Source organism: Burkholderia semiarida, assembly GCF_029268935.1.
GTDB classification, from domain to species: Bacteria; Pseudomonadota; Gammaproteobacteria; order Burkholderiales; family Burkholderiaceae; genus Burkholderia; species Burkholderia semiarida.
In genome coordinates this window covers 528,993-547,186 of the sequence record NZ_JAHLCL010000005.1, presented here as the reverse complement: position 1 = coordinate 547,186, position 18,194 = coordinate 528,993, and the positions used below count along the sequence as shown (strand labels likewise).

The 18,194-nt window shown below is 67.8% G+C and carries 13 protein-coding genes; 8 read left to right on the top strand and 5 right to left on the bottom strand.

Features of this window, described 5'->3' with window-relative positions; translation table 11 throughout:
- The first annotated feature begins 45 nt into the window (after nt 1–45).
- On the top strand, nt 46–2,172 hold the full coding sequence (locus tag KPB06_RS09275; protein ID WP_476695708.1) for a beta strand repeat-containing protein: 2,127 nt from the start codon (nt 46–48) through the stop codon (nt 2,170–2,172).
- Nucleotides 2,173–2,513: 341 nt separating this feature from the next.
- On the opposite strand, the gene KPB06_RS09270 is transcribed toward KPB06_RS09275, so the two are convergent.
- The gene (locus KPB06_RS09270; protein WP_059577678.1) at nt 2,514–3,527 is read right to left on the bottom strand and encodes a LacI family DNA-binding transcriptional regulator; all 1,014 of its coding nucleotides are present in this window, start codon (nt 3,525–3,527) and stop codon (nt 2,514–2,516) included.
- Nucleotides 3,528–3,762: 235 nt separating this feature from the next.
- On the opposite strand from KPB06_RS09270, the gene KPB06_RS09265 reads away from it, so the two are divergent.
- The 6 genes from KPB06_RS09265 to KPB06_RS09240 all read left to right on the top strand — a co-directional run bounded on the left by KPB06_RS09265 (nt 3,763) and on the right by KPB06_RS09240 (nt 11,383).
- Nucleotides 3,763–4,917 carry an ABC transporter ATP-binding protein gene (locus tag KPB06_RS09265; RefSeq protein ID WP_275905315.1) on the top strand — a complete coding sequence of 385 codons (1,155 nt, stop codon included), beginning with the start codon at nt 3,763–3,765 and terminating at the stop codon, nt 4,915–4,917.
- Nucleotides 4,918–4,980: 63 nt separating this feature from the next.
- Nucleotides 4,981–6,219, top strand: a complete 1,239-nt coding sequence (locus tag KPB06_RS09260) for an ABC transporter substrate-binding protein (protein ID WP_275905316.1) — start codon at nt 4,981–4,983, stop codon at nt 6,217–6,219.
- Between the two features lie 82 nt (nt 6,220–6,301).
- Nucleotides 6,302–7,219 carry a carbohydrate ABC transporter permease gene (locus KPB06_RS09255; protein WP_060967104.1) on the top strand — a complete coding sequence of 306 codons (918 nt, stop codon included), beginning with the start codon at nt 6,302–6,304 and terminating at the stop codon, nt 7,217–7,219.
- Nucleotides 7,220–7,228: 9 nt separating this feature from the next.
- Nucleotides 7,229–8,080, top strand: a complete 852-nt coding sequence (locus KPB06_RS09250; protein ID WP_275905317.1) for a carbohydrate ABC transporter permease — start codon at nt 7,229–7,231, stop codon at nt 8,078–8,080.
- Between the two features lie 32 nt (nt 8,081–8,112).
- Nucleotides 8,113–10,083: a beta-galactosidase gene (locus KPB06_RS09245; RefSeq protein ID WP_275905318.1), complete on the top strand. Its 1,971-nt coding sequence runs from the start codon at nt 8,113–8,115 to the stop codon at nt 10,081–10,083.
- 4 nt (nt 10,084–10,087) lie between these two features.
- Nucleotides 10,088–11,383, top strand: a complete 1,296-nt coding sequence (locus tag KPB06_RS09240; protein ID WP_059577692.1) for a sugar efflux transporter — start codon at nt 10,088–10,090, stop codon at nt 11,381–11,383.
- 43 nt (nt 11,384–11,426) lie between these two features.
- Here the strand turns inward: KPB06_RS09240 and KPB06_RS09235 are convergent, their stop codons facing one another.
- The 3 genes from KPB06_RS09235 to KPB06_RS09225 all read right to left on the bottom strand — a co-directional run bounded on the left by KPB06_RS09235 (nt 11,427) and on the right by KPB06_RS09225 (nt 14,144).
- A complete protein-coding gene (locus tag KPB06_RS09235; protein WP_059578019.1) occupies nt 11,427–12,590 on the bottom strand; it encodes a glycoside hydrolase family 53 protein in 1,164 nt (387 codons plus the stop codon).
- Between the two features lie 297 nt (nt 12,591–12,887).
- Nucleotides 12,888–13,058, bottom strand: a complete 171-nt coding sequence (locus KPB06_RS09230) for a hypothetical protein (protein ID WP_167351632.1) — start codon at nt 13,056–13,058, stop codon at nt 12,888–12,890.
- 174 nt (nt 13,059–13,232) lie between these two features.
- Nucleotides 13,233–14,144, bottom strand: coding sequence for a DUF72 domain-containing protein (locus KPB06_RS09225; RefSeq protein WP_059578022.1), 912 nt, complete (start codon nt 14,142–14,144; stop codon nt 13,233–13,235).
- Between the two features lie 410 nt (nt 14,145–14,554).
- Between KPB06_RS09225 and KPB06_RS09220 the strand changes: the two genes are divergently transcribed.
- The gene (locus KPB06_RS09220) at nt 14,555–16,726 is read left to right on the top strand and encodes a TonB-dependent siderophore receptor (protein ID WP_059577695.1); all 2,172 of its coding nucleotides are present in this window, start codon (nt 14,555–14,557) and stop codon (nt 16,724–16,726) included.
- A 22-nt stretch (nt 16,727–16,748) separates the two neighbouring features.
- Here the strand turns inward: KPB06_RS09220 and KPB06_RS09215 are convergent, their stop codons facing one another.
- Nucleotides 16,749–17,564, bottom strand: coding sequence for a response regulator transcription factor (locus KPB06_RS09215; protein WP_059577696.1), 816 nt, complete (start codon nt 17,562–17,564; stop codon nt 16,749–16,751).
- Nucleotides 17,565–18,194 lie beyond the last annotated feature (630 nt).

Genomic DNA, 18,194 nt, shown 5'->3' with positions numbered 1-18,194 from the left:
GTCCATGCGTCATCGCTCGAGCTGTTCCGCGGTTTTCCAACCGAAATGAGGTTATTCATGAAAACGAAAACGAATGTGAAACTGACAGGCATCGCCTTGTCGGTCGCGGCTTTGTTCAGCCTGGCCGCCACGGCGTCTCAGGCGGGGGTGCTGGCTTCTCCGCTGGGAAGTGTCAGCAAATCCGACGGCCTCATCGTCGGAGGCGGATTGCCCGCGCCCGGGGAACTCGTCGGTACCGTGACGGGATGGGGGAACGGAGTGGTGACGGTCGGCAACCCGAATGCAGGCGGTATCTCGATCGGGCTGGCGGGGACCGGGACGGGAAGCGCGACCATCGATATCGGTAGCGGATTGCTCGAGCCGGTCGCCGGGGTGGCCGGTACGGTGACGGGGGCGTTGGGCGGTGTCGGTAATCCGACCGGTGGGCTTGGTGGTGTGGTTGGCACGGTAACCGGCGCACTGGGCGGCATCGGTGGCGGCGGGACCGGTGGTCTCGGCGGCATTGTCGGCACGGTGGGCAACGCGGCAAGCGGCGCAGTCGGTACGGTGACGGGCGCCTTGGGTGGTGTCGGTAATCCGACCGGTGGGCTTGGTGGCGTAGTTGGCACGGTTGGCGGCGTCATCGGAACGGTAGCGAACACGGCAACAGGTGCAGTCGGAACGCTGACTGGCGCACTGGGTGGTGTCGGCGGTGGCGGGGCCGGCGGTCTCGGCGGCGTTGTCGGAACGGTGGGCAATGCGGCAAGCGGCGCAATCGGTACGGTGACGGGTGCCTTGGGTGGTGTCGGTAATCCGACCGGTGGGCTTGGTGGCGTCGTTGGTACGGTAACCGGCGCACTGGGTGGCATCGGTGGTGGCAATCCGACGGGCGGGCTTGGCGGCGTCATCGGAACGGTAGCGAACACGGCAACAGGTGCAGTCGGAACGCTGACTGGCGCACTGGGTGGTGTCGGCGGTGGCGGGGCCAGCGGTCTCGGCGGCGTTGTCGGAACGGTGGGCAATGCGGCAAGCGGCGCAGTCGGTACGGTGACGGGCGCCTTGGGTGGTGTTGGCAATCCGACCGGTGGTCTCGGTGGCGTTGTTGGCACGGTAGCGAACACGGCAACGGGTGCAGTCGGAACGCTGACTGGTGCCCTGGGCGGTGCCGGCGGCGCGACCGGTGGCCTCGGTGGTCTCGGCGGCGTCGTTGGCACGGTCGGCAACACGGCAACCGGTGCAGTCGGAACGTTGGCCGGCGCAGTGGGCGGTGTCGGCGGCGGCGCGACCGGTGGCCTCGGTGGTCTCGGCGGCGTTGTTGGCACGGTAGCGAACACGGCAACCGGTGCAGTCGGAACGTTGGCCGGCGCAGTGGGCGGTGTCGGCGGCGGCGCGACCGGTGGCCTCGGTGGTGTCGGCGGCGTCGTTGGCACGGTCGGCAACACGGCAACCGGCGCAGTGGGAACGTTGGCTGGCGCAGTGGGCGGTGCCGGCGGCGCGACCAGCGGTCTCGGCAGCATCGTGGGCACGGTCGCCAATGCCGGCACTGGCGTCGTCAACGCCGTCACCGGTGTCGCAGGCAACGGCGGCGCGCTGATCACGCCGATCACGAGCATTGTCGGCAATCTCGGCGGCTCGCTGCCGATCGGCGCAGCCACCGGTGCAATCGGCGCAACGTCCGGCGCGATAACCGGCATCGCCGGCAGCGGCACGGCGGCCATCACACCGATCGCCTCGACCGTCACGTCGCTGATCGGATCCGCCACCGGCGGCGCCGGCAACGTCGTCGGCTCGGGAACCGGCGTCCTCTCCGGCGCAACCGGTGCGACGGGATCGCTCGCGACGGTCACCACCGGCCTGGCAGGCTCGCTCGCGCACACCGTGACCGGCACCGCCGGCGCGGTCGCCGGAACGCTTCCGGCACTCAGTGTCGCGCTCAACGGCGGCACGGCAGCCGGTGCGGTCGGCGGGGTGACGAACGCCGCCGGGGCGCTCATCTCCGGCGGTGCGACGATCGCCAACGCGGCGGTGCAATCGGTCGGTTCGGCCGTCGGTTCGGTGGCCGGCATCGTTCCCGCGCTGGCGGTTTCGCTGAACGGCAATTCCGCGCAAGGGGGTGGTAGCGCGTCGGGCGGTCTGCTGGCGCCCGTGACGTCGCTCGTCAGTTCGCTCACCGTCCCGGTGATCAAGAAGTAGTCGACGTCGATACCGCGGCCGCCGCATGCTCGGGCGGCCGCGAATCTTCACGCGTCACGCGCGTCGCCCACGACCCCGGCGGAACGACGAATCGTCTCGAATCGCGCGGCGCCGTCTCGGTGACGCGTCCTTTTGTGTTTCGGGGAACTGCGGCATCGGATGCGGCCATCCCGCACTTCCCGATCTCTTCCCGTCCGCATCGGTTTGCCGCGCATCGAAGGTCGCGATGTGCCGCTTTCCGCCGTCGTCGTCGAATGAGAGAACGGAACCCGCGCGACCGACGCCACGTCGTTCATTCCCGACGCATACGCCGCATGCACAAGCGCGTGCGTATCGAACCGTCAGTCCGGCGCCGTCCCGGTCGATTCGCGCACGACGAGCTCGGGCGCGCCGATCGTATGCACGGCCACGGCCGGCTCGATTCCGTCGATCATGTCGAGCGTCAGCGCGATCGCCCGCGCGGCGATCTGCGCGGTCGGGAACCGCACCGTGGTCAGCGCGGGACGGAACTGGTGGGCGAGCTGGATATCGGTCATGCCGACGACCGACAGATCGGCCGGCACGCGCAGGCCGAGATCGGCGGCGGCCTGCATCGCGCCGATCGCCATCAGGTCGTTGGTCGCGAACAGCGCGGTGAGGCCAGGCTGCTCCCGCAGCAACGCGGCGGCCGCTTCGTAGCCGCCTTCGATCGAGTCGTGCGCCGATACGGTCGTCAGCGCATTCGCGGGGTGGCCGCGTGCCGCGAGTTCGTCGGCGAAACCGCGCAGCCGCACCGACTGCGGACCGCCCGACCCCTTGCCGACGAGCGCGCCGAACGCCCGATGTCGCAGCCCGGACAGATGCGCGGCCGCCAGCGCGCCCGCCGCCGCGAAATCGACGGTCACGCACGGCAGCGTACGCGACGCATGCACGTGTTCCCACATGCACAGCACGATCGATGCGCCGTGGCGCGCGATGTCGGCGAGTTCGGCTTCGGCGAGATCGGTGTTCATCACGATCGCACCGGCCGCGAGCGTCCCCGCGATCCGCTCGAGGTAGTTGCGGGTGATCGCCGGATCGTCGTCGGTATTGGACACGAGCAGGTAATGGCCGCGCTTGCGCGCCTCGCGCTCGGCTGCCAGCACGAATTCCGGATAGAACGGGTTCGTGATGTTCGACAGCATCAGCGCGAGCGTCGACGTGCGGCCCTCGGCGAGCGCGCGCGCGGTCAGGTTCGGCCGGTAGCCGAGTTCGCGGATCGCCGCCATCACGCGTTCGACGGTCGCCGGCTTCACCTTCTGCGGATTGCGCAGCACGTTCGAGACGGTCGCCGCCGTGACGTTCGCGCGCTGCGCGACTTGCGCGAGCGTCACCATACGCGGCCTCCGATCGGCCGGCTGGCGTGATGCAGCGGAAGTGAAGCGGGAGAGTGTCTGCTCATATTCTGGGAGTGCGTCCCACAAGTTGCACGGGGACAGCCGATACGCTAATTTCTCGATACATCAGAGGAAGGAGACGACATGGTACGGCGAAGCGGGCGAATCGCGCCATTAAAATTTAAGCGTTTAAATTTTCCGATCCGATGCGTGTGACGGACGACTGGAGAGCGCGATGACCGCCATTTCAATGAAGGACGTCTCGAAGCGCTACGGCGACCATGCGCCGGTGCTGCGCGACGTGAACCTCGAGATCGCGTCGCACGAATTCTGCGTGTTTCTCGGTCCGTCGGGCTGCGGAAAATCCACGCTGTTGCGGATGATCGCCGGGCTCGAGGACGTGACAGAGGGCGAGCTGCGGATCGGCGGCGCGCGGATGAACGACACGCCGCCCGCGGAGCGCGGCGTCGCGATGGTGTTCCAGAGCTATGCGCTGTTTCCGCACATGACCGTGTTCGACAACATCGGTTTCGGGTTGCGGATCGCCGGCACGCCGAAGGACGAGATCCGCCGCCGCGTGACCGAGGCCGCGCGTGTGCTGCAGCTCGAAGCGCTGCTCGATCGCAAGCCGAAGGCGTTGTCCGGCGGGCAGCGGCAGCGCGTCGCGATCGGCCGTGCGATCGTGCGCGAACCGCGCGTGTTTCTGTTCGACGAGCCGCTGTCGAATCTCGACGCGACGCTGCGCGGCCAGACGCGGGTCGAAATCGCGCGGCTGCACGCGCGCTTCACGCAATCGAGTTCGGTCTACGTCACGCACGACCAGATCGAGGCGATGACGCTGGCCGACCGGATCGTGCTGCTGCATGCGGGCGACGACGTCGCGCGCTTCGGCAGCATCGCGCAGGCCGGTGCACCGCTCGAGCTGTATCACCGGCCGGCCAACCGCTTCGTCGCGGGCTTCATCGGCTCGCCGCGGATGAACTTCCTGCCGGCCGTCGTCGAGGCGGGCGAGGTGCACGGCTGCCGGCTGACGCTGGAAGGCACCGGCGAAACGCTGACGCTGCGCGATCGCGCGTTGCCGCGCCACGTCGGCCGCGGTGCGCGCGTGACGCTCGGGATTCGTCCCGAGCACCTGCTGCTCGCCGCGTCCGGCGATGCCGGCTTGCCGTCGATCGTGCGCGACATCGCGCTCGTCGAGCAGCTCGGCGAAGCCGCATACGTGCATCTCGACCAGCCCGACGGTGTGCCGCTACTCGCGAAATTGCCGGGGCAGGCCGCGTTGCGGCGCGGCGAACGGCATGCGTTTCTCGTGCCGCCGTCGAGTTGCCATCTGTTCGACGAAGCCGGCATCGCGTTGCCGGCCATTCACGCCGAAGCGGCGTTCGCGTAGCGGCGCCATGCCGACCGGCCGCGTGCGACGCGGCATTCAACACACCAATATCAGGAGACAACGATGAGACTTCGTGCGAGCCGACTGCTGCTTGCCCTGACGACTGCCGCGGCGTGCGCCGCGGGCGCAGCCGACGCGGGCACGCTGAAAGTGAACGTTGCCGCGCGCGGCAACCAGCGCGCGACGTGGCAGGCCGCGTTCGACCAGTTCCGCAAGGCGAATCCGGATATCGACCTGAAGGTCAGCTACGTCGGCGAGGAGGCGTACAAGGTGCAGATGTCCGGCTGGCTCGCGACCGATCCGCCGGACGTGCTGAGCTGGAACAACGGCGAGCGGCTCGCGTATTTCGCGAAGCGTGGGCTGATCGAGGATTTGAGCGCGGACTGGCAGAAGAACGGCTGGAACGACACGTATGCGTCCGTCAAGCAGTCGTCGACCTACGGCGGCAAGCTCTACAGTTTGCCGCTCGGCTATGACGCGTACGGGCTGTTCTATCGCAAGGACCTGTTCGAGAAGGCCGGCATTCACGGCGAGCCGGCCGACTGGCCGCAGTTTCTCGACGCGTGCCGCAAGCTGAAGGCGGCCGGCATCGCGCCGATCGCGGTGGCCGCGCGCGATGCATGGACGCTCGCCGCGTGGTTCGACTACCTCGACCTGCGGATCAACGGCTATGCGTTCCACCAGAAGCTGATGGCCGGCGACGTCGCCTATACCGATCCGCGCGTGCGGGCCGTGTACGCAGCATGGAAGAAGCTGATCGACGACAAGTATTTCATCGACAACGCATTGTCCTACGACGTCGATTCGCTGAGCCCGCTGATCGTCAACGGTCAGGCCGCGATGACGCTGATGGGCACCTGGTATTCGGCAGGACTGCTGAGCGCGACGCGCAACCCGATCAGCTTCTTCCGCTTTCCGGTGATCGACGCGTCGGTGCCGCTTGCCGAGGACGGCCCGGTCAACGTGCTGATCGTGCCGGCGAAAGCGCACAACAAGGCCGATGCGCGACGCTTCCTCGCGTTCATGGGGCAGCCGGCGGTCAGCGGCGAGTTCGCGAAGGGGATGGGGCAACTGCCGTCGAACAACAAGGCGCCGGAGCCGCAGGACCCGATCTCGAAGATCGGATTCCATACGCTCGCGACGACGCCGGGCGGCATCGCGCAGTTCTACGATCGCGACATGACGAAGGAAATGGCGGACGAGGGGATGAAGGCGATGCAGCAGTTCCTGTCCGATCCGACGCAGCTCGATGCGATCCTGCAGCGCCTCGAGCAGACGCGCAAGCGCATCTACCGGAAGTAATGCGCCGCGCGGCCGGGCCGGCGAGGATGTCGGCCCGGTGCTGCGTCGTCACCGTCACGTTCGTTTCATCGAAGGTCATCTCATGTCAATCAGCCTGTCCGAAAGCGCCGCGCGCCGCGATGCCGGCCCACGGCGGCCTGCGCGCGCGTCGCTCGCGCGGCGGCGCAATCGCGCGGCCCTGTGGTTCGTGCTGCCGGGTTTCGCGCTCTTCACCGTGTTCGTGCTGTACCCGATCGTCAGCAGCATCTGGCTGAGCTTTCATCAGTGGGACGGGATGACGCCGATGACGTTCGCCGGACTCGACAACTATCGCGAGCTGCTGCAGTCCGATACGTTCACCGTCGCGCTGAAGAACAACGTGTTGTGGCTCGCGCTGTTCCTCGCCGCGCCGCCGCTCGGCCTCGCGCTCGCGCTGTACCTGAACCAGAACGTGTTCGGCATCCGGCTCGTGAAGTCGCTGTTCTTCGCGCCGTTCGTGCTGCCGGGCGTCGTCGTTGGCCTCGTGTTCTCGTGGTTCTACGACCCGACGTTCGGGCTGCTGAAGCTGATCGTCGGGCACGGGATCCCGGTGCTCGGCGATCCGCGCTATGCGACCTACGGCGTGATCGTCGCCGCGCTGTGGCCGCAGATCCCGTTCTGCATGATCCTGTACCTGACCGGGCTCACCGGCATCAACGGCGAGATCGTCGAAGCGGCGCGGATGGAAGGCGCGCGCGGCTTCACGCTGCTGTGGCACGTGATCCTGCCGCAACTGCGGCCCGCGACGTTCATGGCGGTCGTGCTGACCGTGATCGGCGCGCTGCGCAGCTTCGACCTGATCTCGGTGATGACGGGCGGCGGCCCGTTCGACAGCTCGACCGTGCTCGCGTACTTCATGGTCGACCAGGCGATCAAGTACTACCGCGAAGGCTATTCGGCCGCGATCGCCGTCGTGCTGTTCGCGATCATGCTCGTCTATATCGTGTGGCAGCTGCGCAAGCTGGTGCGCGTCGAATCGTAAGGATCGCAAATGTATCCGATGCCCGTGTCCCGCTGGGGACGTCCCGCCCGCCTGCTGTACCGGCTGTCGCTGCCGTGTGCGCTCGTGCTGTGGCTCGTGCCGCTGCTCGCGGTGCTCGTCACGTCGATCCGCTCGACCGACGAGATCATGGCCGGTCATTACTGGAGCTGGCCGAGGCAGTTCGCGCTCGTCGACAACTACGGCGCCGCGCTCACGCAGACGCCGATGCTCCACTACTTCTCGAACAGCCTCCTGATCACGGTGCCGTCGGTCGCCGCGTCGATCCTGCTCGCGTCGCTCGCCGGGCACGCGCTCGCGAACTACCGGTTCCGCGGCAATCTCGTGCTGCTCGGGCTGTTCGTCGCCGGCAACTTCGTGCCGATCCAGATCCTGATGATCCCGGTGCGGCAGATCATGCTCGCCGTCGGCCTGTACAACACCGTATGGGCGCTCGTGCTGTTCCACACCGCGTTCCAGACCGGCTTCTGCACGCTGTTCCTGCGCAACTTCATCCGCGAGCTGCCGTTCGAGCTGATCGAGGCCGCGCGCGTCGAGGGCGCGTCCGAGTGGGCGATCTACTGGCGCGTCGTGCTGCCGCTCGTGCGGCCCGCGCTCGCGGCGCTCGCGATCCTCGTGTTCACGTTCGTGTGGAACGACTACTTCTGGGCACTGTGCCTCACGCAAGGCGACGACGCGGCGCCGATCACCGTCGGCGTCGCCGCGCTGAAAGGGCAGTGGACGACCGCCTGGAACATCGTGTCGGCAGGCTCCGTGCTCGCCGCGCTACCGTCGGTGCTGATGTTCTTCGCGATGCAGAAGCACTTCGTCGCAGGGCTCACGTTCGGCGCGACCAAGGGCTGACCCGTCCATCCTCTTTCTCCAAGGAATCCACGATGCACCTCGGCGTTTGCTACTACCCCGAACACTGGCCGCGCGAACAATGGGATCGCGATGCGCGGCGCATGGCCGAACTGGGCCTGACGCGCGTGCGGATCGCCGAATTCGCGTGGAGCCGGATGGAGCCGGAGCCCGGCCGCTACGACTGGGCATGGCTCGACGACGCGATCGACACGCTCGCACGCCAGCAGTTGAAGATCGTACTCGGCACGCCGACCGCCGCGCCGCCGAAGTGGCTCGTCGATCGTCATCCGGAGATTCTGCCGGTGGGTGTCGATGGCGCGGTGTGGCAGTTCGGCTCGCGTCGCCATTACGACATCGCGAGCCCCGTGTATCGCGAGCACTGCGTGCGCATCGCCGACGCGATGGCGCGGCGCTACGGCGCGCATCCGGCGGTGATCGCGTGGCAGACCGACAACGAACTCGGCTGTCACAACACGTTGCCGAGCTATACACAGGCGGCACTCCAGGGTTTCCGCACGTGGCTCGCCACGCGTCATGGCGATATCGACGCGCTGAACCGCGCGTGGGGCAACGTGTTCTGGAGCATGGAATATCGCGGCTTCGACGAGATCGAACTGCCGCGTCATACGCCGACCGACGCGAATCCCGCCCACCTGCTCGACTTCCGGCGCTATCAGTCCGACGAGGTCGCGCGGTTTCATGCCGCGCAGGTCGACGCGATCCGTCCGCACGCGCCGGGTCGCGACGTGCTGCATAACTTCATGGGTTTTTTCGCCGAGTTCGATCATTACGCGTTCGCACGCGGTGGCCTCGACGTCGCCGCGTGGGACAGCTATCCGGTGCCGCGCACCGAAGTGCTGCCGCTCGATGAAGCGGACAAGCAACGCTGGGCCCGCACCGGGCATCCGGACGTATCGGCGTTCTCGCACGACCTGTATCGCGGGGTCGGCAACGGCCGGATGTGGGTGATGGAGCAGCAGGCAGGGCCCGTCAACTGGGGGCCTTACAACCCGGTGCCGCACGCGGGCGCGGTGCGGCTGTGGACGTGGGAAGCGTTTGCGCACCGCGCGGAGCTCGTGTCGTATTTCCGGTGGCGGCAGTATCCGCATGCGCAGGAGCAACTGCATTCGGGACTCAACGCGCCGGACGACCGGCTGTCGCCGGGCGGTCACGAAGTGGCGCGCGTCGCACGCGAGATCGCCGCGCTGGATCCCGCGCTCGTCGCCGGCGAGCGTGACACGGCCCGCGTCGCGCTGCTGTTCGACTACGAGGCCGACTGGATGATCCGGATCCAGCCGCACGGCGCCGATTTCGACTATCAACAGCACGTGTTCGACTGGTATCGCGCGCTGCGCGAGCTGGGCCTCGACGTCGATATCGTCGCGGCTGGCGCCGACGTGTCGCGTTATGCGTTCGTCGTCGCGCCGACGCTGCCGGTCGTCACGGATCGCATCGTCGAGCAGGCCGCGAGCGGACACGCCCACTGGCTGTTCGGGCCGCGCACGGGTTCGCGCACCGCGGAATTCGCGATCGCGCCGGGTCTCGCACCCGGCAAGCTGCGCAACGTGCTACCGGTTCGGATTGGCCAGGTCGAGTCGCTGCGGCCGTCGCTCGCGCCGCGTGTGTCGTTCGACGGCGTCGATGGTCATGCGCTGAAATGGCGCGATCACGTCGATATGGACGCGGCGCCGGGCGTCGACGTACTGGCCGCATGCGACGACGGTGTGCCGGCGCTCGTGCGGCGCGCTCACGTGACGATGGCGACTGCCTGTTTCGATCGGACGCTGTTGCGCGCGATCGTTGCCCGCTGCGCACGCGATGCGGGGTTGCAAGCGTACGCGCTGCCGGACGGTGTGCGGTTGCGTCGACGCGGGCGCGTCACGTTCGCGTTCAACTACGGTGACACGCCATGCATGCTGCCCGCGCCGGGCGGTGCGCGCTTCGTGCTCGGCAGCCGCGACCTCGGCGCGGTCGACGTGGCCGCCTGGGTCGAGCCGGACTGACGCGATGCAGTCGTTGCGGTCGCCGCGGTTGCATTTCGCGCGCCTTGCGGGAATCGCGTACTTCGTGCCGCTTTCCGCGGCGGCGCTGATGCTCGGCGTCGCGATGTCGTTCACCGCGCCGTACCTGTCGCTGTTCGGCGTCGAGGCGGCGGGGATGTCGCCGTTTCTGGCCGGCGTCTTCCTGACGATGATCGCGGCGAGCGGCGTCGTCGCGAGCACGTGGGCCGGACGCTGGTCCGACCGTCGCGACCGGCACCGGCCGCTGCTCGTGGTGTCGCTCGCGGCTGCCGCGCTCGGCTTTGCGCTGCTGTGCGTGCTGCGCGCGCATGGGCCGGTGATCGCCGCCGGCACGATCCTGCTCGGCGCGGGCGCCGTGTCGCTGTCGCAGATCTTCTCGTTCGCACGCGCGGTGCTGCCCGTCGCCGACGATGCACAGCGCGAGCTTGCATCGGCCGCGCTGCGCACGATGCTGTCGATCGCGTGGGTGTTCGGTCCCGCGCTCGGTGCGCTGATGCTCGCGCAGACGGGTTTTACCGGACTCTTTCTTGCGGCTTCCGCGGGCTTCGTCGCATGCGCGGCGATCGTCGCACGGATTCCGGAGCCGGCGCGGCGGCCCGCGGCCGTGCACGTGCGGGCAATGGATCGCGCCGGGCCACCGCGTGACGATGCGCGTGCGGCGATGGCCGTCGCGCCGCGCGCCAGCGTGCTGCGCACCCTCGTCGCGCTCACGCTGATCGGGCTCGCGGCGAACGCGACGATGATCGTGCTGCCGCTCTATATCGTGCGCGCGCTCGGCGGCACGCCGGCGAACGTGTCGGCCGCGCTCGGGCTGGCCGCGCTGCTCGAGATTCCGATGATGCTGTGGCTCGGCATGCGCTCGACGCGCCTCGACAAGGCGCGCTGGCTGACCGCGTGCGCGCTCGTGCATGCCGCATATTTCATCGGGCTCGCGGCGGTGACGCGCGCGAACCTGATCCTGCCGCTGCAACTGCTGAGCGCATGCGTGGTCGCGATCACGTCGTGTCTCGGGATGACGCGCGTGTGCGACCTGATGCCCACGCGCCCCGGCACCGCGACCGCGATGTTCTTCAGCACGGCGCGGGTCGGCTCGATCGCATCGGGGGTGCTGTCGGGCGCGTGCGTCGATCTGTTTGGCTATCGCGCGACGTTCGCCGGATGCTGCGGGCTCGCGCTCGTGGCGTGCGCGCTGCTCGCCGTGGATGCGTACGGCGAGCGGGGCGGCGCCGACGGTGAGAGCGGTACGGGCAGTGCGCGCCGCGGCTTCGATTCACCGCACTGACGCGGCATGCGCCGGTGCGGTGAAGCAGCGATGCCGTGACGCGTCAGCGCTGCCGGAATGCGTCGAGCGACGGCAGTGCGTGACCGTGGAAATCGAACAGCGTGTTGTTGTCCCATTGGTCGCCCGCACCGAGCTTCCAGCCGACACCCGGCGTCGGAATCCATTCCGGCTCCCACCAGAATACGCCCTTACCGCGATTGCCCGGCACGCCCTTCACGATATCGACGACCGCCGCGAGGAATTGCGCCTGGCCGGCCGGCGACGGCGGGAAGGTCGTCGACCCGGTGTTCGTCATCGCATTCGGCTCCGAATCGCCGTCGCTCGTGGTCCACGGATAGGCGGTCTCCACGACGATCAGTTCCTTGTCGTAACGCACCGCGAGATCGTTCGCGTTGTTGCGCAGATCGTCGAGCGCGCCTTGCCATTGCGGGTAGTACGACAGGCCGATCACGTCGAACGCGACGCCGCGCTGCGTCGCGCTGTCGAACCACCAGCGGCTCTTGCCGTTGTCGCCGCCGCTGTCGATGTGCAGCATCACCTTGATGCGGGGATCGACGGCCTTCACCGCGTCGTGGCCGGTTTTCAGCAACTGCGCGAGGTTGTCCCACTGGTCGTAGCGGCCGAGCGGCCACAGCATGCCGCCCGTGATCTCGTTGCCGATCTGCACCCACTCCGGGCGCACGCCGGCGCGTTGCAGCCGGCGCAGCACGTCGGTCGTGTACGCCGAGAGCAGCGCGCAGGTTTCGGTCAGGCTCTTGCCGGCCCATGCATGCGGCGGATACTGCTTGCCGGGGTCGGCCCACCAGTCGCTGTAGTGGAAGTCGATCAGGATGCGCATGCCGAGCGCGGCTGCGCGCTGCGCGAGCGCAACGGCGTGCGCGGCATTGTTGTAGCCCGCTGCAGCGCTCTGGTTCGCGGGGAAGAAATCCGGATTGCCGGGATCGTTCCAGACCTTGATCCGGATCGAGTCGACGCCGTGCGCGCGGAGAATCTTCAGGCAGTCGCGCGGCGCGCCGCCGCGGTCGAAGAAGGCCGCGCCATGCGCTTCGAGTTCCGGCAACGTCGAGATGTCGGCCCCCATCGCGAATGGGCTCGCCGCCGCACGGCGCGGGGCGGGTTGTGCGAAGGCGGGCAGCGGGCCAGCCAGGTCGAGGCACGCAAGCGCCGCGCTCGACATGCTCCAGCGCAGCATCGATCGTCTGTTCATCGTCATCCTCCGTGTGATGGACCCCGCCGGACGCGGGGTCGGCTTCTGGGTGTTTAAGCGCTTAAATTTTGACCCGCGATACGAGGTCGAATGGAGCGTAGCGCACCTGTCGCCGCCGATGCAAAGAACGCACGCGTTGCCTACTATCTGGCGCGCGCCGTCGCGCACCGCGCCTCATCGCACCGCGGCCCGACGCATGGAACGCTTGGCGCGGACGCGGCCGTCGGCGTGCATCCGGCACCGCACCGCGGTCAGCGTGGTCACCGCGATCAGCGAGCGCGTGGCATGCGCGCCGCGCTACGACCGGTCGCGATTCCGGGCGCGCGTCGCGCCCGTGATGACCGCGATGCCGAACAGGATGACGGCCACGATCTCGATGACGTACTGCGCGACATGCAGCGTCATCAAACCCCAGGCGACGCCGCCGATGAAAATGATCCATCCCACCAGATAGATAAGCAGGGTCATCGCTTTTCTCCTTGCAGTGTTGGCCCATGGCGCCGGTTACCGGTCATGCAAGATTTACCGGGCGCACACGGCGGGCGCGATGAAGGGCGCGAGCCGGGAGAGCCGGAGCATATTGCGCGCCTGCCCGCGCGGTGCCCGGACGGCATGCCCGATGCCCGCGGCGCGCCGAGCATTTCATTCGGTTACCGCATCATGCGCATGCAGCCCGAGCCGCGCCATCAGCCGCCCGGCATCGAACGGCGCCTGCGTTTTCGTGTCGTTGTCGAAATAACAGTACACGTCGCGCGTCTGCGCACGCGGCGGTTGCAGCGCCGGTGCGGCGAGGCGCGCATCGTCGGGCTGCGTGCCCCGGCTCCACGCTTCGATTCTGCGCGCCCATCGTTCGAGCGCCGAATCGGCGTATTCGCCCGAATACTTCGTTTCGGTGCCGTGCAGCCGGATGTAGACGAACCGCGCGCTCAGATCCTCGAACTGCGGCCACGCCTCGGTCGAATCCGACACGACGAGCGCGACCTTGTGGCGACGCAGCAGCTTCACGAATGCCGGGTCCACGAAGCTGTCGTGGCGGACTTCCACCGCATGACGCAACGGCCGCTTGCGGTCGATCCGCAAATACGGCTCGCGCACCCGCCCGTCGTGCCGGCCGGCGAGTGCGAGCGCGGCCTCCGTGTCGGGCGGCAGCAGGCTCAGGAAGCGCTCCATGTGCGCCGGGTCGAACCGCAGCGACGGCGGGAACTGCCACAGCAGCGGCCCGAGTTTCTCCTTCAGCGCGAACAAGCCCTGAGCGAAAAAATTCGCGCACGCGATCGTGGCCGTTTCGTCGCGAAAGCGGAGCATGTGCGTCAGATAGCGCGATCCTTTCACGCTGAAAACGAATCCGGGCGGCGTATCGGCATACCAGCGCCGCCAACTGTCGGGCGCTTGCAGGCTGTAGTGCGTGCCGTTGATCTCGATCGTCTGCATCCGGCCCGACGCGTACCGCAGCTCGGCCGCCTGCTTCAGGTCGTCCGGATAGAACGTGCCCCGCCAGCCTGCGTAGCGCCAGCCCGAAATGCCGATGTGAATTTTGCCGGATGTGCGTGTCACGTCGATGCCCGGCTGCGCCGGGGTGCCTGATGCGATCGCGGCGATGCGCAAGATGCGTGCCGCGGCGCGCATCTTCTGCGCGACGGGCATGGGTTGTTCCGCCGGCGGCCGGTGCGGCGGGCCACCTGCGTGAACCGGCGACCGCGATGACGCCGCCGCCCGCATGATCGACAATGCGCCACTTTGAACCTGCGGGCAGTGCCGACCGGATTATTTTTTAAAGACCGCGTCACGTTCGGCCGGTATGATCGCTGCGCTCGCGAACGACGCAATCGGCCCGTGCTTGCCGGGCCACGCGGCAGCGTCATCGCGAGCACGACAATCACGACATCATCGGGCGGCCCTCCGGCGACATACGGTCCGCCGATCCGGCAGAACGGGCCAACCCAGCACGACGGAGTATCGACACGATGTGGACGGAGACAGGAGCGCGGCGGCGCGCGCGGGCGATCGCGGCCGGCGGGGCATTGTGCGTGGCCGCCGCGGGCGGCGCGCACGCGCAGGCATCGGCGCCGGGCGCGGCGGCCGTGCTGCCGGCCATCGACGTGCGAGGGCCGACGGACGCTTCGTCCGTCGGGCTCGTCGGGCGGCGCACCGCCACCGGCACGAAGACCGACACGCCGATCGACGAGATTCCGCAAACGATCAACCTCGTGACCGCGCAACAGATCGACATGACCGGCGCGGCCGACCTGAACCAGGCGTTGCGCTACGTGTCGGGTTTCGCGACGTTCGGCGCCGACAGCCGCACCGACTGGTATGCGGCATTGCGCGGCTTCACGCCGACGCTGTACGTCGACGGGCTGCCGGCGCCGGACACGGCCGTGATCGCGAACTGGCGGGTCGATCCGTACACGATCGATTCGATCGCGGTGCTGCGCGGGCCGACGTCGGTGCTGTACGGCGCGGGCGAGCCGGGCGCGATCGTCGACGCGCACACGAAGCTGGCCAACGGCGAGCGCGTGCGCGAAGCCGGCGTGCAGATCGGCAACGATGCGCGCAAGCAGGCCATGCTCGACGTCGGCGACAGGCTCGACCCGGACGGCAAGTATGCGTACCGGTTCGTCGGCGTCGCGCGCGACGGCAATGCGGTGACCGGCCCGAACGGCGACCGGCGCGTCGCGCTCGCGCCGTCGTTCCGGTGGCGGCCGAACGCCGACACGTCGCTGACGTTCTCCGCGACGTTCCTGCAGGATAGCGGCGACATCTCGTCGAACTTCCTGCCCGCGTCGGGCACGGTGCTGCCGAACCCGAACGGCCGCCTGTCGCAGGACCTCTACATGGGCGACCCGTCGTTCAACGACTATCGCAAGAAGCAATGGTCGCTCGGCTACGCGCTGGAACACCGCGTGAACGCGATCTGGACGCTGCATCAGGACGTGCGCTGGTCGCATCTGTCGCTCGACGACGCGACGGTGTTCGGCAACGGCCTCGCGCCGCGCAGCACGACGAACATGATGCGTTTCGCGGGGCTGTTCCAGCTCAACTACAGCCGGCTCGACGTCGACAATCACGCGCAGGCGCGCTTCGGCACGGGGCCGCTCGAACACACGCTGCTGTTCGGCGTGCAATTCGACCGGCAGACGACGACCAACAGCGTATGGCTCGCGCTCGCCCCGTCGCTCGACCTGTATCACCCCGTCTATCGGCCCGTGACGGCCGCGATCTTCGCCGGGCCGACGTCGCTCGGCCACGTCGATCAGTACACGGCGATGAACTCGGTTGGCGTGTACGCGCAGGACCAGATCCGCTGGCGGCGCTGGACGCTGACGCTCGGCGGCCGCGAGGATTTCGTGAATGCGCGCTTCGACGACCGCACCGCCGGCACGCATGCCCAGCAGGACGTCAGCGCGTTTTCCGGGCGCGTCGGGCTCACCTATCGCGGCGACGCCGGGTTGTCGCCGTACGTCAGCTATTCGACGTCGTTCGATCCGGTCATCGGCGTGCGGATGTTCGGCGGCGGCCTGCCGAAGCCGACGCGCGGCGCGCAGACCGAGGCCGGGCTGCGCTGGGAGCCGTCCGGCTGGAACCTGATGCTGAATGCGGCCGTGTATCAGATCGACCAGACCAACGTCGTGACGCCGACGCCGGCGACTCTCGACCCGACCGCCACGACGTCGGTGCAGACCGGCAAGGTGCGCTCGCGCGGCATCGAGCTGAGCGCGGTCGGCAAGGTGACGCGCGAGCTGTCGATCGTCGCGTCGTATGCGTATCAGGACGTCAAGAACGTGCAGGCGAACGACGCGTCGCTGAACCACTGGCCGGTGTCCGTGCCGCTGCCGCGGCAGATGGCGTCGATGTGGGCCGACTGGACCTGGCGCACGGGCGCGCTGGCGGGCCTCGGCGTCGGCGGCGGCGTGCGCTACCAGAGCGCGTCGGCCGGCGCACCCGACAATTCGCTGACGGTGCCGAGCGCGACGCTTTACGACCTCGCGATCCATTACGACCTGCCGCGCTGGCGTTTCGCGGTGAACGTCGCGAACCTGTTCGACCGGCGCTACGTGAGCGGCTGTCAGTCGTATGCCGTATGCGTGTTCGGCAACGAGCGGACCGTGCTGGCCAGCGCGAAATACAACTGGTAGGCGTGAGCGTGCCGCATCGGGCCTACGCGCGGCGTTGCGGCTGCCGGGTAGCGGCGCGCGCGCCCGTATCGCGCTGGCGCCGCCATTCCGTTGGCGTGATGCCGAACCGTTCGCGGAACGCGGTCGCGAAATTGGCCGGCGTGGAAAAGCCGATTTCCTTCGCGATGCTGGCGATGCTGAGCGTGGTCGAATCCAGCAGATCCTGCGCGATGCGCAGCCGTTCGTAGCGCAGATATTCGAACACCGTCTGGCCGAGATTGTCGCGAAACGCGCGCGACAGGCGCTTCTCGTGCGTGCCGACCGCGCGCGCCAGTTCCTCCACCGTCGGCGGATCGTTCAGCCGGCGCGACAGGTGGCGAATGGCCGCGCGCACGATGATGTCGTCGTCCTTGCCGCCGGCGAACGGGTTTTCCGCCGGTTCCGGGTCGGCCGGCCGTTCGCGTCGCGTCCGCGAGAGCTGCACGCGAATCCGCGCGATCACCTCCGCTGGCTCGAACGGCTTCACCACGTAGTCGACGCCACCGATCTCGAGCCCCTCGAGCCGCTCGTGCAATGCGCCGGCCACGGTCAGGAAGATGACGGGGATCGCGCACGTCAGCGGATCGGCGGCCAGCAGGCGGCACGCGGTGAAGCCGTCCATGCGCGGCATGCGCACGTCCATCAGGATCAGGTCGGGCCTCAGCGCCTGCGCGCGCTGGCACGCCTGCGCGCCATCGAATGCGATGCTGATTCGGCATCCCGTGCTGCGCAGGATGTCGGTCAGCAACCGGAGCTGGTCGGGTTGATCGTCGACGATCAGGATATGCGCGTCGCTCAATGCGGAGATCGATGAAGGCATCGTGCACCTGTGGTGAAAAGGCGGTTGGCTGCGTTTCCGCGGGTGGCCTGCCCGGTGCGGAGGAAACGTCGGAGCCCGCTCTGTGGCGATGCATCCGTCGCATCGCACGCTCGCATCGATTCCGGCACGGGCGGACCCGCGCGGCACGCAACCGTTCGACGTATCGCGCGGCGTTCGTCGTCTGGATCGCCGAGCCGGTCGGGACGCGAGGGATTGCCGTGCTCGCGTCGAGAATGGCCGCGGCTGCCGGAATCGGTGCGAGCGGAATTGTAGGAGCATATTTCGAATCCGGCCAGCCATGGCGGCGCCATTCTCGCAATTCCTCCTTTTCGATTATCGAAAATGGCGGTTTTCGACAGGAAACATGAAGCGTCGATGCGCGTCGCGCCTCGTGGTTTACGCGTATTTTTCGTCGCGAATGCGCAGCTGCGGCCGGCTTGTCGATTGTCTATTTCAGAAAAAACATCATTTGAATCCGCTTGGGCAAAGTATTTATCCGCTCGATAAAAGATCTGGATTAATTGCATCGTCGCGAAATCGTTTGCGGAATGAGCGTATTTAGTCTAACTCATTGAATATTTTGAATTTTACAATCTATAAAGAATGCCGCCTTTAATAATTCAGGCACGT

Coding starts and splice junctions, on each gene's coding strand:
- KPB06_RS09220 (WP_059577695.1), top strand. CDS start 14,555: ATGTGGACGGAGACAGGAGCGCGGCGGCGCGCGCGGGCGATCGCGGCC.
- KPB06_RS09270 (WP_059577678.1), bottom strand. CDS start 3,527: ATGGTGACGCTCGCGCAAGTCGCGCAGCGCGCGAACGTCACGGCGGCG.
- KPB06_RS09245 (WP_275905318.1), top strand. CDS start 8,113: ATGCACCTCGGCGTTTGCTACTACCCCGAACACTGGCCGCGCGAACAA.
- KPB06_RS09275 (WP_476695708.1), top strand. CDS start 46: ATGAGGTTATTCATGAAAACGAAAACGAATGTGAAACTGACAGGCATC.
- KPB06_RS09230 (WP_167351632.1), bottom strand. CDS start 13,058: ATGACCCTGCTTATCTATCTGGTGGGATGGATCATTTTCATCGGCGGC.
- KPB06_RS09250 (WP_275905317.1), top strand. CDS start 7,229: ATGTATCCGATGCCCGTGTCCCGCTGGGGACGTCCCGCCCGCCTGCTG.
- KPB06_RS09215 (WP_059577696.1), bottom strand. CDS start 17,564: ATGCCTTCATCGATCTCCGCATTGAGCGACGCGCATATCCTGATCGTC.
- KPB06_RS09260 (WP_275905316.1), top strand. CDS start 4,981: ATGAGACTTCGTGCGAGCCGACTGCTGCTTGCCCTGACGACTGCCGCG.
- KPB06_RS09240 (WP_059577692.1), top strand. CDS start 10,088: ATGCAGTCGTTGCGGTCGCCGCGGTTGCATTTCGCGCGCCTTGCGGGA.
- KPB06_RS09235 (WP_059578019.1), bottom strand. CDS start 12,590: ATGAACAGACGATCGATGCTGCGCTGGAGCATGTCGAGCGCGGCGCTT.
- KPB06_RS09265 (WP_275905315.1), top strand. CDS start 3,763: ATGACCGCCATTTCAATGAAGGACGTCTCGAAGCGCTACGGCGACCAT.
- KPB06_RS09255 (WP_060967104.1), top strand. CDS start 6,302: ATGTCAATCAGCCTGTCCGAAAGCGCCGCGCGCCGCGATGCCGGCCCA.